The organism is Chryseolinea sp. T2 (assembly GCF_037203685.1).
In the GTDB taxonomy this organism is placed as follows: Bacteria; Bacteroidota; Bacteroidia; order Cytophagales; family Cyclobacteriaceae; genus Chryseolinea.
The window spans coordinates 1,126,817-1,140,112 of record NZ_JBBCAU010000002.1; the positions used below are offsets into that span (position 1 = coordinate 1,126,817).

The following is a 13,296-nucleotide window of genomic DNA, read 5'->3' on the forward strand; positions in this document are numbered from 1 at the left end:
CAGGGTTAACTAACCCGACAAATGATATACTACAAAATGTCAGTGGCGCTCGTTGTTCTGATGGGAGGCTGCAGTATCCTTTCTTATGGTCAAGCATCTGCCAAAGGCAGGGCAAACACTCAACAGATGTCTCAGGCGCCGGTCAACGCGACTCAGGAACAGCAGCCAGCATCGACGGTTCCCGCTACCACACTGACTGCGTCCGACAGGTCCGCCGTCGGGGAATTGATTCAGGCATACTTCGACGGCTGGGCTACTGGCGACACAGCAAGGCTTGGTCGTGCTATGCACGCCACATGTCACCTGAAGTACTTTCGCGACGGTGCTTTCACCATGATGGATCGCGCAAAGTATCTGAGTCTTCAGAAGCTGCATGCCCGCAATAAGGACCTGGTTACACAGATCGTAGCCCTGGACATCACCGGCAATACCGGCAGCGCAAAGGCAGAGATCATTACTGTCAATGACCGGTTCACTGACTACTTTAATCTAATGAAGGACGGGTCGCTATGGTACATTGTTGATAAGATATCGACAAGAACAGCACACAAGATCGTTGAGAAGCCGGCAAGACCTGAAAAGGAAATTGTTCTCGATCAATTAAAACGTCCATGGAGCATTGCATTCATTTCGGAGAATGAAGTTCTTATATCCGAGAAGGAGGGGGACCTGATAAAAGTGAACCTGCTTAGCAAAGAACGCATCAGGATCAATGGATTTCCATCAGATATGGCCGACAGTATAGCCTTCTATCATCCCGGCGATAATACTGGCAAGTTTGAAGTGTTACTGGATCCTGATTTTACAAAGAACAAGGCCGTTTACATTTCATATGCTGCAAAGAGTGAGAAGGGCAAGACAACCAAAATCATCCGGGCAGTTCTTGAGAACAATTCCCTGACTAAAATACAAACGCTTTTTGTCGCTACCCCTTATACTTTCGAGCGGGTTCACTATGGTGGCGGAATGACATTCGGTCCCGATGGCAAACTTTATTTTACAGTAGGCGAGAGGTTGTTCAATGAAAAGGACGAGCAACCGTTGCCCATCGCTCAGAACATTAAGGACAAGCGCGGCAAGATATATCGCATCAATCCTGATGGCACCATTCCAAACGACAACCCCGACTTCGGTGCAGACGCTGTTCCCGGTCTTTACGCCATTGGGATCAGGGCAGCTCAGGGAATTACTTATGATCCGTCAACAAAGAAAATGTGGTTCAGTGAACACGGTACCCACCAGGGCGACGAGATAAACGTACTGGCGGCACATGCAAACTATGGATGGCCTGTTAAGACAACCGGGAAGTACAGATTTAGTGAGTATAAACCTCCTGTGATAAACGACGTTCTCACCGATCCGGCATGGTACTGGATGCACACAGTGGCTCCGACAGGCTTACTATTCTACAACGGCGATGAATTTCCATCCTGGAAAAACAACCTGCTGGTTGGAGGCCTGTCCGTGGGTAGCATGTGGAGGATGACGGTCGATGGAGAGAAGATAACTAGCGCAGAAGAACTGTTTACGAATGACAGGAAAAGACTGAGGAAAATAGTACAGAGTCCTGAAGGCAAATTGTACGTGCTCACGGATGAGATGAATGGGATGCTCATCCGGATAAAGAACAGTAAGGAATGATTTGAGATGGTAAGAAGTGATGCCTTCGGCGCTAATAGATCCTTCATAACACTCCGCCGTGACATCAATAGCACAGGACTTAATTCCCAATGCAAGTACACCTGATATTATCTGGAAGCGTAACAGCAACCATACCAGGGACAGAAGCTGTTGCGTCACAGATATGAAGACCACCAGGAATCACTATTCGACTTCCATTTTCCGAACCAGTGGCATGGCAAATAGAGGATAATGATTAACAGTATCCAAATCAAGTATGTACGTATCAAACTTGGATGATATTCTGTTGGCCAGTCACTCGCCTTAGTGAAAGAAAGATTCACTGCTCTGCCAAACGCTATCCGAGTCCACAGATAGGCCACACCGCTGATAATTGCGAGGTGAACTATAAAAAAGAAAAGAGGCACTTTACCATAGGTTAACAGAATATTTTGAAGCCGGGATGAAATGTGGTTCACTGAAACAAGTATCAGACATGATATTCCAAGCGTGAGAGAAAGGAACAATAATGACGGCGGCGACTTTGTAACGTTCAGGAATGAAAGAAATGTAAAAATGTTACCTCGTTCCTGTACTTCCCAGGGTGATGGGTCTCCATACATGTTTATGGCTCTCATCATTATAAAGATTGCAATCGCTGAGATGCCAGCAGCCAACAGGTATTTTTCACTCTGTTTAAGCGGATATGTAAACCAAATGCCGGTTACATATCCTAAAAGCATTACGCCAACCCATGGTATGATTGTATATGCAACAAGAATGGGTGGATCAGCTACGAAGAAGGGAGAATTATGAAGTAAAGCAAGAATCATATTTTCAGAAGTTACCTCGCCGATCGGAGCAAGAGCATTGTGACCTGCAATCATCACGATTGCAACTAATGCCTGTAGCCAACGTGGAAGCCAGATCAGCGCGGCAAGGAATATCATAGAACATCCGATCGCCCATATGACTTCGAGCAGTGTCAACTGATATCCTTGCGTGAGGACGAAACTGATCACAGCTACATCAACAACGATAAGCCAAAGCCCCCGTTTCAGAAGGAAGATGCTGGTCCGCTTACGATCGGATACTTTCCTGTAATAGAGATAAACACTTATACCCGATAGGAACACAAAAGTGGGAGCACAGATGTGCGTAATCCAGCGCGTACCGAACAACAGTACAGACGCCTGCGTGACATCCGTAGCTCTATACGCAGTGTAACTAAAAAAATCCCGGACATGATCCAGCGCCATGATGATGATCACAAGTCCTCTGGTGATATCGATAGAGCGAAGGCGTTCTGTGCGCGGTTGCGTTTCGGTTGACATGTGCTCACATTTTGATGAAAAGGAAACTTAATCTGCAGTTGTCGTTGGTACGCCAGGGCAGATAGAAACAATTAACGACGCACTGATTCTTCGAACAACCTTGTGCGGAAGATGCAAATAATATTTCAGAGTGAACAAAATGAATGTGAAAGATTGGTTTGCGATTATTTTGTCCTTGTGAAAACTGGTTGACGAAGTTAGATTTACTTATGAACAGACGAAACTTTATCCAGATTGGATCAGCAGCAGGATCCGCAGTTATGCTGGAGGCTATACAGGCGAAAGGCACGCCGATTAATGAAACGAAATCATCCGGATTTGAGCTACTGATTTTTGCAACCAATTGGGGATATCAGGGGAACTGGGAGTCGTTTTGCACTAAGATTAAGCGCGACGGCTACGATGGCGCCGAGATCTGGCTTCCCGATGAAAAGTCAAGAGTCGAGTGTTTTGCTGCTTTTAAAAAGCATAACCTTAGATTTGGTTTGTTGATAGGCAGTGGGGAAAGTGCGTTCGATAAGAATCTTGCGCAATTTAAGCAAAGTCTGACGGCCGCGGTTCTGGCCAGTCCGGTGTATATAAACTGTCACTCAGGGAAAGACTTCTTTTCGTTCGATGAGAATAAATCATTCATAGAGTTAACGATAAAGACTTCGAAGGAAAGCAATGTTCCTGTCTATCATGAAACTCATCGCGGTCGCATCCTATATTCGGCGCCGGTAGCCAAACGATTTATTGAGTCGTATCCCGACATCAGATTAACTCTCGATATTTCTCATTGGTGTAACGTACACGAGTCGCTGCTGGCGGATCAGGATCCAACGGTGTCGTTGGCGTTAGAAAAAACAGGCCATATCCATGCAAGAGTTGGACACCAGGAGGGACCGCAGGTCAATGATCCACGCGCTCCTGAATGGAAGGCAGCAGTAGATGCGCATTTTGCCTGGTGGGATAAGGTCGTGCAGCGTAAAAAAAGCAACGGAGAGACTATGACGTTTCTTACCGAATTCGGGCCATTGGATTATATGCCCTCTTTGCCATATACACGTCAGCCCCTTGCTAACCAGGACGAAATCAATGTATTCATGTTAAAAACACTAAGATCCCGATACGCATGATCTAGGCGTAACGGAATACATTTTAGTTTTCAGGTGTCATCTTGCATAATTGTTTTATCTATTCGCTTTAGCCGACAACTCTTATGTAGGGCACGGCCGTGTTCTACTACATCCGCTGCTGCATGTCACAAAGATGCAACAGTCATGGATATCACTTTTTACTTGATTTCAGTTAGAAGTAGTTAAGTATAATTAATTGCAGTTAAGAACCTTCAGGCCCGGGCACTGGATAAGCGCACTGTAACTAAAGCCTGGACAAAGGCAAATGAACGCCTGGACAAACCTTAGAGAAAGCCTACAGAAACCCTAAACAAACCCTAAACAAACCCTAGACAAACCCTAAAGAAACCCTACAGAAACCGTCCAGCGGGCTTACGCACAGCAGCCAAGCAGTATCCGCCTACAATACAGTCAGTAGCCACAAAGTCTAGACAAAGCAGCCAGGGAGTTAAAACAAGGCGAAAAAACAGACGGCCTATCAAATACGCGTAGCGTCTTCCAAACAATATGCGCTTCTACGTTGACCGCCGTCATCGCTTGAGTCGGTCATCTGGTTTCCATTTTGCTTTTTATGTACTGCTGCCGTATATCTTTCGCCAGCTTATGATTTCCGGTGTGGTGCCATCCGGGTGGCATGAAGAGATACAGGAACTTGTTTTTGATTCCGGGTGCGTTGACTACATCTTTTGCTAGATAATAGAACTCACCAAAATATACGTCGAAGAAATTTCCCGGATTGATTTCCCGGGTTATACCGTATTGAATGGTAACGTTGTCAACTTCAGGTTGATAGGTCTTGAAGACGCGATCCCAGATATTTAAGAGATTACAGAAGTTCGTATCCATGTACAACGGATTGCGCGCGTGATGCACACGATGATGCGATGGCGTAAGTATGAATTTGCCAAGGAAGCCGAAACGGGCATCTTTCATAAAGTTCTCCCCAACATGAATGAATCCTCCCCACGTGCCATCAATGAACATTATGGCAAAAAGCATTACGGGCGGAACTCCGGCCAGCATACAAATGGACGTACGTATGATATCGGCATAAGGTCCCTCCAGGAAGAAGTGAGCATATGTTACTGAAAGGTTCATTTGTTCAGGTGCATGATGTGAAGAGTGCAGGCACCAGAATAGCCTCACTTTATGCGCAAGAAAATGATAAATGAAATGTGCAAACTCCCAAACGATGTACCCGTATATAAACCAGTACCAGGTGAGAGAAACAGGCAGCAGTGCGTATGGTGAGAACAAACCAACACAGTATGCCACGAGTCCAAATGTTATGAACTTCCCAATGATGCGATTGAATACATAAATGAAGAACGGAATCTTGTACTCAGACCGGTTGAAATTCTTATGTGCAAATGCCAGGAGGATTTCGATGATGACAATAAATGGTATGAGTGGAGAAAGAGCCGTTGTAATTCCCTTCCAGGTGCGTAACGAACTATAGTCTCCGGACCGGATGATATCTACAAGTCCGTTTATTGAAAAGAACCCTGTAAGCTCGTCTCGTAAAGTTTCCAGTATTTCCAATTGCAAAGGGTGTGTTGTAAGACGAAACTTAGGGATTTCCAGTTGATTTGAAAAGTACTTCCTGATTTGCTTTTAATCGCGGGAGAGATTATCCAGTATCTGCTTGTAAACCCATAATTGGCGACGAGGTAAAACGCCTGCGAACCAAAGTTTGACACCGCTAACAGCCGCACCTTTTCTCGCCGAATGACGTTCGGCCGAAAAATTGGGTTTCCGCTCGCTTCATTTCAATTGTTGACAAGGGTTGAGTGAGGATAAAGGCTTTGACAATACACATACGCGTATAGTGAATCCGTTGCGTAAAATATATATTCACATCGGGCTGACGCTTCATGCGCACGGCGAGCGAGTATGAGGATGTATCCCTTGGAATTGTCGGTTGACTAAGTTTTTGGCAGTTAGGAACCGCGTGGTATTCTTATTAGTAGTGCAACGTCATCACGTCAACGTGGCGTTTTGAATGAATAGGGAAACGTTAGGTGTTTACATAGTTGTATACAGGAAGTTTCGCCGTTCGCGTAAGGTTTGTGAAATGATCTTGGGTTGATGTTAGTCAATTTCACAAAATTGGCTTAATTTAATTAGGTGTCAGCCAACTGATTTTGCACGGTCAAAGCTTCTGACCACGACTAGTTTCATCCTTTTGAAAGTCTCATATGAATAAAAATCTCTTAAAGCATTTTCGCTCAGGGAACCTGACTGTCCAGGAGAGAATGGCTAATGGAAAGGCAGTTCGAAGGATTGTATCACGTTCGCAACTCGGGGATTATAAGCCGCCGGCAGACCGGGCTGATCCGGTCTCTATTTTGGAAGAGCAGGGGAAGACAAGACTAGCGGCACTCGTACCGATCAGATATGCGCGCATGCTGACTTCTCAGTTCGCTTTCCTCCGTGGCGGTGCCGCAATTATGGCCAGGGACTTAGCGGAGAGCGCCACAACAGGGATTAATGTTCAGGCCTGCGGCGACATGCACCTTGCCAATTTTGGAGTATTTGCATCCGCAGAACGAAAGTTGATCTTCGGTATCAATGATTTTGATGAGACTTTACCAGGTCCCTGGGAATGGGACTTAAAACGTCTGGTGGCCAGCATCGTCGCCAGCGGCAGATTTCTTGGTGCCGGCAGTCGCGTTTGCAAACAAAGTGTAAAGGCTGCAGTTCGTTCTTACCAGAAACGGATGAAGGAGTATGCTTACATGGGTAACCTCGAATTGTGGTATTCTACGATAACGGAAAAGGACATCAGTAAGACCTTATCGGATAAGCAACTGGCGGCCTTTAAGAAGATTACAAGCAAAGCACGCGAGCGAACGCACCTTCAGGTCCTCGGAAAGCTTACCGACCTGGTTGGAGACAAATACAGGCTCAAAGAAAATGCTCCCTTTATAGTTCGTGAGACTCATTCAGAGAAGGGTGTGCCAATAGAGCAAGCGTTGGGCGAACTTCTCGAGTCGTATTTTGATTCCTTGAATGACGACCGAAAGAATCTACTTCGACACTATCGAATAGTTGACGTGGCCCGGAAGGTTGTTGGCGTTGGCAGCGTGGGCACACGATGCTGGATTATTTTTTTCGTTGGCAACAATGCCGATGATCCATTATTTCTTCAGGTTAAGGAGGCACAGCCATCAGTGCTCGAGAGTGTCATAGCCGAGTCGAAATATAAAAATCATGGACAACGTGTTGTTGCTGGTCAACGGTTGATTCAAGGTGCGCCCGACATCTTTCTGGGCTGGGGAGAACACCATGGCAATCATTTTTATGTAAGACAATTGAGAGATATGAAGGGCGGAGTTGAGTTTGATCCCGCAAAAAAAAGCCTTGAGAATTTTTCTGAGTATTGTTCCTTATGTGCTTGGGCTATGGCTCTGGCACACGCCAGGTCCGGTGATGCAGCAATGATTTCCGGTTACATCGGCAGTAGCGATGAACTGGAGGAGGCAATGATCCGTTTTGCTTTTGCATACGCTGATCAAACTGAAACAGATCATCAGGCATTGGTCAATGCAGCTAAATCCGGGCGTATCAAAGTTGCCAAGACTGAGTCGGACGAATAGGATTATTTCAATACTGAATCCGTGATTTGGCCGCGCTGTTTGGCTACCTTAAGCTTAAGCATTCTTTTCTAACCAAACTCTGGTCCGAGAATGGCAAACTGCTTCTCAGGGATGCCTTGATAAACATTGTCGCCTTTGCGCATTCTTATAAATGGACGGAGCTCCGAAAATCCAACCGACTCAAGCCAGTTCCGCCATGTTGTATTGAGATGCGGAATGTCCAGAATAACAGGTCCGTTTACACATTGCTTCAATGCTGAAGAAACGAGATCTTTCGCTACTTCAACGCTAACTGCAACGACGGGCCCGATATGCGTGTAGCGATATCCATACCTCCCGAAACAATATCCTTCAAGTTGATCACCCTTCTTTACTTTATAGGCAAGCTCAGGTGCACCCTTCATCATCCAGGAGAGAAGCGACATCCGGTTGGCGCCAAAAGTATCGCCATCAATCTTGCTTGCCTGTTCAAGGTCTGATGATGTGAAAACAGTAGCGCCAGGAGAGGAGAGAAGGTGTTTAACATCAATTGAATTCGCGAACATCCTGCTAAGGCCAAACTCATCTTCGAAACCGAGTTTAGTATACACTTGCCTGCCTTCCGGCGTAGCATCAAGTTTCACACAGGTTTCATCTCTTAATAACTCGAGTGCCTCCTGTAGCAGTCGTAGCCCGATTCCTTTCCTTCGATGAGCCGGGTCGACCAGCACCATTCCAATCCATGAAAAGTTGCTGCCATACCGAATGGTTGTGACGGTACCGGCGACCTTATCATCTTCGATACAAACCTTGCCTGCGTTCGAATCAAGTGTTAGAAATATTTCCCAGTCACGCGCCAGTTGGTTCCATCCGGCACTGCGGCAGAGTGAAAGACCGCCGGGAATATCGCTCAACTCCATTGCGCGAAGGATCATGCATGCTGTCCCTTTTTTGGTAAGAATGCGATGGCGATTGTACCGATTACAGCGAGTATGATGAGCGCAGCAAATCCATTAGCGTAGCTTTTGGTCGTATCGCGAAGCCATGCTGCCAGCATTGGACCAAATGCTTCGCCTAGCCCATCCGCTGTAATCACCAGTCCCATGACACGTCCCATCACGCGAACGCCGAACAACTCAGCCGCCATCAGCGGAATGATCATATAATCTCCACCCAATGCCACTCCAAAGAAGAAAGCAAAAACGTAGATCACGCCCGGAGTCGAGGCAGCGTAGAGCAGTGGTATTGCAGCAGCCACAAGCGCGTAGATAAGGATCATTACATATTTCTTCGGTACGCGGTCAGCAAGCCATCCCATAAACAATCTTCCGATAATGCTTGAACCCAGGACGATCGACATTACATTGGCCGCTTCGGCTTGGGTATAGTTCAAATCGAGGCTGAAAAACAGTTTCAGATTCTGGCTTGTTCCTGACACGGCGCCAATAGAACACATGCTTCCAATCACCAGCAAATAGAAAGGCCAACTCTTCAGAATGTGAGAGATTGAGACGCTTGAATGGTCTGTCTTCAAAGGTGTTTGATCCGCATTATCCGGATTCTCTCTCACAAACCATGCAAACGGAAACGCGATGGAGATCATGATAACACCTAACAGCACGAGCGCCTGGTGCCAACCGAACTCCATGTTTAACCAGCGCGCGATCTGAGGCACAAGCATGCCCCCAACACCAACACCCAGATATGCGATTCCCATCGCCCGCCCTCTTGACTTATTGAACCAACGGGTAATAAGTACCTGGTTGGGCAACGGCCCGCCGCACATATATCCGAGCGCATTGAAGAAATAGAACAGGTAGAATTGCCACAGCGAGGTCATGGTTCCAAGACCGATCAGGGCGATACCGCCCATGATGATTCCTGAAAGCATAAGCCTCTTTGGTCCGAACCGGTCGATGATCCATCCTGCGGCAAACCCAAATACGGGGCCAACGATTATTTTGCCCATGGCAATGCCTGATGTCACCGTGGCCCTTGTCCATCCGAAATCCTTCACCCAGAAATCATAGAAAAACGGAAGGCCATAGAACATAATTCCGATGAGCGAAAACAAACTGAAGAATCCGGTAGCTGCCACTTTCAGCTGTTCGCGGTTTAGTTTCTCTTGTGACACGTATCGATGAAGTTTAGATAGTTATTTCCCGGGTTTGAGCTGAACATCAAGGTTCATTAGTGTAGGGCAACGCAATATCTTTTCTATCTGCCAGCCGCTTCAATGCAAAGTATGCCATCAGGCCGGTGCTTATGCCCAGAGCATTTTCGTCGATGTTGAACGTTGGCGTATGCAGGGCGGAAGAGATGCCCTTCTCAGCATTGCCGACTCCACAGAGATAGAAACAGGAATCCGTGACCTGCGAATAATAGGCGAAGTCTTCTGCTGCCATCCAGATCTCTTCTTCGAGCACATTCTCTTCACCAAGGTATTCTATAGCATCCTGCCGGATGCTCGCCGTAAGACGTTCTTCATTGATGAGGAATGGATATCCGCGTGCTACCCTCAGCTCGCACGTTGCGCCCATACTTGAGGCCACCTTTTCTGCCATCGTTGTGATAAGGGACAGCGCCTTTTCACGCCAAGTTTCATTCATCGCACGAAAGGTGCCTTCCATATAAACTTCATCCGGAATGACATTCACAGCGCCGTTGGCTACTACTTTTCCGAATGAGAGCACACAAGGTTCCCTTGGACTCGCCATTCGACTAACGATTTGTTGGAGTGCAACAATGATATGAGAAGCGATCAGAACGGGATCAATAACATTGTGAGGTTCGGCCCCATGACCACCTTTACCAAAAATGCGGACATAGATAGCATCCATAGACGCCATGTGCTTGCCCGTTCTGATACCAATCTTCCCAGTAGGAATACGCGGCATGGCATGCTGTCCAATAACGGCTGTGGGTGCTGGATTCTGCAATGCACCTTCTTTGATCATGAACGTGGCGCCACCGGGTAACACTTCTTCTCCTGGTTGAAACAAGAGCTTCACCGTGCCCTTAAAGTCGTCCCTGCATAGATTAAGTATTTTTGCAGTACCCAATAACGACGATGTATGAAAGTCATGTCCACAGGCGTGCATTACGCCCGGGTTTTTCGACGCGTAGTCAACAGTGTTTAACTCGTTGATGGGTAGAGCATCAATATCTGCGCGTAGGGCAACCGTGTTAATGGCAGGTGATCTTCCTTCGATTACTGCTAATACGCCCGTATTAGCAATGGGCTTCCACCTTATACCTATCTCATCCAGCTGCGACTTAATAAAAGCACAGGTGTCGTACTCTTTGAACGACAACTCAGGATTTTGATGCAGATATCTGCGAACCTTTATTGTTTCAGGAAGTATTTGGGCAGATAGGTCTTTGATCTTGTCCAGCAGCATAGTCAGAGTTAATACTGATGAGACAGGGTCTTTTCAAGAAACAATTTTACCTCTTGGTCATCAACCAGCTCAGGATAATCACGGCAAACACGATCGATTTCTTCAGCCTGTCCCTGCGAAAGTTTTTCATCCGGATTCAGACACCAGGTTCCCTCTAATAGTCCTTGTCTTCGCAGCACTTCATGAATTCCAGGAATGCAACCGTGAAAAGAATTTGCTGGATCAAAGATGGCCGCGTTCATATCCGTTACCTGTATCCCAATAGTTAGGAGTTCTGCGATTGAGCGGTCGTCATTTGCTGAAGACTTAATACGCTTTAATAACTCTACGGCAGCGCCTGTCCAGGTGGCCCAGTGTCCTAGCAGTCCGCCGACAAATTTCTTCTCAATTACTTTACCGTTTACGGTACAGCGATAGGTTGTAAGCAGGTCCGCAACGATGTTGTCATCATTTCCCGTATATAATGCGATCTCGTCCCGCCGGTCGGAGGCGCACACGGCTCTTACGACATCAAGTGTTTGGTAGCGGTTGAATGCAGCAACTTTTATCGCATATAGGTTCGGCAACGCCGCTGCGTCTTTCCAGAAGTCATAAGAAAGTAGTCGCCCGCCAACAGCAGGCTGCAGATAAAAACCAAAGACTGGAATTACTTCTGAGATCGCCTCAAGTCGCTTGATCAGATCGGATTCTGACAGATCATTCAGGCCTCCCATGCTCACCAGGCCAAGGTGATAGCCGTGCTTTAAGGCGAGTTCCGCTTCTTTGAGAGCCTGTGTCGTCGTACCAACAATACCAGCTACTTTGAGGAATGGCCTTTGTGGATTTGAATCACGAATCTGATCCGCTGCCAGCTGTAAAACTGATCCCAACAGATTTATCTCGGGCTTTCTGATTTCGAATTGCGTGGTGTGCACGCCTACTGCCACTCCACCTGCACCTGATGCGATGTAGTATTGAGTTAGCAACTTTTGCCTTCTTTCATCCAGTTTGCGCTCATTGGTAAGCGCCAACGGATGGGCAGGTATAACGGTTCCTTCCTTGAGCAACTCCGCGTGGGAGGGAAGCAGACTGGGATAACTCATTTGGTCTTCTTAAAATTTTCCTTCTCTTTCCTGAAAGTGCGTTGGCTTATTGAGAAGCCTGCCACCCTCATTGATCCAACCGGCAATCACTTCAATCATCTGATGAACAGAAACTGGCGGCTCTCCGAATAACCTTCGCGATTCAGAAGCGTCACTCAATAGCGCTGTTTCCTGCTCACTGTTAATGAACACCGGTTCTCTGTTAAATATCTTTCCAAATTCAGCTGCAAGCTGTCGGACGGAAAGCTTCTTCGTTCCGGTGACATTGAGAATCTTCGAGGGCACGCTGCAATGATTCAGCGATCGCAGTGCAATCTCGTTGGCATCCTGTTGCCAGATGATGTTAACATATCCCATTCGAAGATCAATGGGATGTTGATTCTTCACTGCAAGCGCAATGTCGGAGAGCACCCCGTAGGTTACATCATTGGCATAATTCAGCCTATAAATCAATATTGGAGTCTGATGCTGTTGTGAAAAATATTGAAAGACCCTTTCGCGACCGAGGCATGACTGTGCATATTCTCCGAGAGGAAGCGGAGCCTGTTCTTCATTCGCTCCGCTGGATTCAGTTGAGACAAGTGGATAAACGTTTCCTGTCGAGAAAACAACGATCCGCGACTCCTTATATTTTTCGGCTACGCGTCCGGGGAGATAGGTGTTCATGGCCCAGGTAAATGATTCCTTGCCAGTCGTTCCGAATTTTGTTCCGGCCAGGTATAAAACGTTCCGCGCATTGGGCAACCGTTGTAAATCGGAATCATTGAGCAAGTCAGCCGTAAAGGTGGTGATGCCTTCTTGCTCAAGTTCGTCTTTAAGGCCCGGTTCTGAGAAACGGGCAACTCCAATTATGTTCTTTTGAACACCGGCAATGTCCACTGCTCTCTTAGCCAGTTTTGCCAGGGAGGGTCCCATTTTACCGCCCACGCCCAGAATGACAATATCACCGTCAAGCCTTGCTATACTTTCAATCAACGACTGCGTAGGCTCAAGCAGTTTCTCATATAATATTTTGATACTCATACCTATTTCAATATGATAATAAGTTAGCGATTTTATTACGGTTTCCTGAATCGTTTTTTTTTGACCGGTTGACACATCGCACAGTATTCACTATTGATTCCTCACAGCGCAGGGTGTAACCAGCAACTGTCACAATTGTT

Annotated in this window: 10 protein-coding genes; 3 read left to right on the forward strand and 7 right to left on the reverse strand. The window is 46.7% G+C overall.

Annotated features, from left to right (window positions below; all coding sequences use genetic code 11):
• Window positions 1–21 precede the first annotated feature (21 nt).
• Window positions 22–1,641: a PQQ-dependent sugar dehydrogenase gene (locus tag WBG78_RS09445; protein ID WP_337326158.1), complete on the forward strand. Its 1,620-nt coding sequence runs from the start codon at window positions 22–24 to the stop codon at window positions 1,639–1,641.
• A gap of 155 nt (window positions 1,642–1,796) precedes the next feature.
• On the opposite strand, the gene WBG78_RS09450 is transcribed toward WBG78_RS09445, so the two are convergent.
• Window positions 1,797–2,954: a DUF1624 domain-containing protein gene (locus WBG78_RS09450; RefSeq protein ID WP_337326159.1), complete on the reverse strand. Its 1,158-nt coding sequence runs from the start codon at window positions 2,952–2,954 to the stop codon at window positions 1,797–1,799.
• A 209-nt stretch (window positions 2,955–3,163) separates the two neighbouring features.
• Here WBG78_RS09450 and WBG78_RS09455 point away from each other — a divergent pair, with 209 nt between their 5' ends.
• Entirely contained in the window at window positions 3,164–4,072 is a 909-nt protein-coding gene (locus WBG78_RS09455) for a sugar phosphate isomerase/epimerase family protein (protein WP_337326160.1), read from the forward strand.
• Window positions 4,073–4,618: 546 nt separating this feature from the next.
• Here WBG78_RS09455 and WBG78_RS09460 read toward each other — a convergent pair.
• Entirely contained in the window at window positions 4,619–5,614 is a 996-nt protein-coding gene (locus tag WBG78_RS09460; RefSeq protein ID WP_337326161.1) for a sterol desaturase family protein, read from the reverse strand.
• Between the two features lie 656 nt (window positions 5,615–6,270).
• Here WBG78_RS09460 and WBG78_RS09465 point away from each other — a divergent pair.
• Entirely contained in the window at window positions 6,271–7,671 is a 1,401-nt protein-coding gene (locus tag WBG78_RS09465; protein WP_337326162.1) for a DUF2252 domain-containing protein, read from the forward strand.
• Window positions 7,672–7,739: 68 nt separating this feature from the next.
• Here the strand turns inward: WBG78_RS09465 and WBG78_RS09470 are convergent, their stop codons facing one another.
• The 5 genes from WBG78_RS09470 to WBG78_RS09490 are packed head-to-tail and all read right to left on the reverse strand — an operon-like array spanning window position 7,740 to window position 13,156.
• The gene (locus WBG78_RS09470; protein ID WP_337326163.1) at window positions 7,740–8,585 is read right to left on the reverse strand and encodes a GNAT family N-acetyltransferase; all 846 of its coding nucleotides are present in this window, start codon (window positions 8,583–8,585) and stop codon (window positions 7,740–7,742) included.
• A complete protein-coding gene (locus tag WBG78_RS09475; RefSeq protein WP_337326164.1) occupies window positions 8,582–9,784 on the reverse strand; it encodes an MFS transporter in 1,203 nt (400 codons plus the stop codon). Before WBG78_RS09475 ends, WBG78_RS09470 begins: the two co-directional genes overlap by 4 nt.
• A gap of 46 nt (window positions 9,785–9,830) precedes the next feature.
• Window positions 9,831–11,051 carry a M20 metallopeptidase family protein gene (locus WBG78_RS09480; protein WP_337326165.1) on the reverse strand — a complete coding sequence of 407 codons (1,221 nt, stop codon included), beginning with the start codon at window positions 11,049–11,051 and terminating at the stop codon, window positions 9,831–9,833.
• A gap of 8 nt (window positions 11,052–11,059) precedes the next feature.
• Window positions 11,060–12,133 carry a dihydrodipicolinate synthase family protein gene (locus WBG78_RS09485; RefSeq protein ID WP_337326166.1) on the reverse strand — a complete coding sequence of 358 codons (1,074 nt, stop codon included), beginning with the start codon at window positions 12,131–12,133 and terminating at the stop codon, window positions 11,060–11,062.
• A gap of 9 nt (window positions 12,134–12,142) precedes the next feature.
• Window positions 12,143–13,156 (reverse strand): NAD-dependent epimerase/dehydratase family protein, encoded by a 1,014-nt coding sequence (locus WBG78_RS09490; protein ID WP_337326167.1) that lies wholly within the window; start codon window positions 13,154–13,156, stop codon window positions 12,143–12,145.
• Window positions 13,157–13,296: the final 140 nt, after the last annotated feature.

Excerpts from the sequence above, each read along its gene's own strand:
- WBG78_RS09485 (WP_337326166.1), bottom strand. The coding sequence starts at position 12,133 with ATGAGTTATCCCAGTCTGCTTCCCTCCCACGCGGAGTTGCTCAAGGAA.
- WBG78_RS09480 (WP_337326165.1), bottom strand. The coding sequence starts at position 11,051 with ATGCTGCTGGACAAGATCAAAGACCTATCTGCCCAAATACTTCCTGAA.
- WBG78_RS09445 (WP_337326158.1), top strand. The coding sequence starts at position 22 with ATGATATACTACAAAATGTCAGTGGCGCTCGTTGTTCTGATGGGAGGC.
- WBG78_RS09470 (WP_337326163.1), bottom strand. The coding sequence starts at position 8,585 with ATGATCCTTCGCGCAATGGAGTTGAGCGATATTCCCGGCGGTCTTTCA.
- WBG78_RS09450 (WP_337326159.1), bottom strand. The coding sequence starts at position 2,954 with ATGTCAACCGAAACGCAACCGCGCACAGAACGCCTTCGCTCTATCGAT.
- WBG78_RS09455 (WP_337326160.1), top strand. The coding sequence starts at position 3,164 with ATGAACAGACGAAACTTTATCCAGATTGGATCAGCAGCAGGATCCGCA.
- WBG78_RS09465 (WP_337326162.1), top strand. The coding sequence starts at position 6,271 with ATGAATAAAAATCTCTTAAAGCATTTTCGCTCAGGGAACCTGACTGTC.
- WBG78_RS09490 (WP_337326167.1), bottom strand. The coding sequence starts at position 13,156 with ATGAGTATCAAAATATTATATGAGAAACTGCTTGAGCCTACGCAGTCG.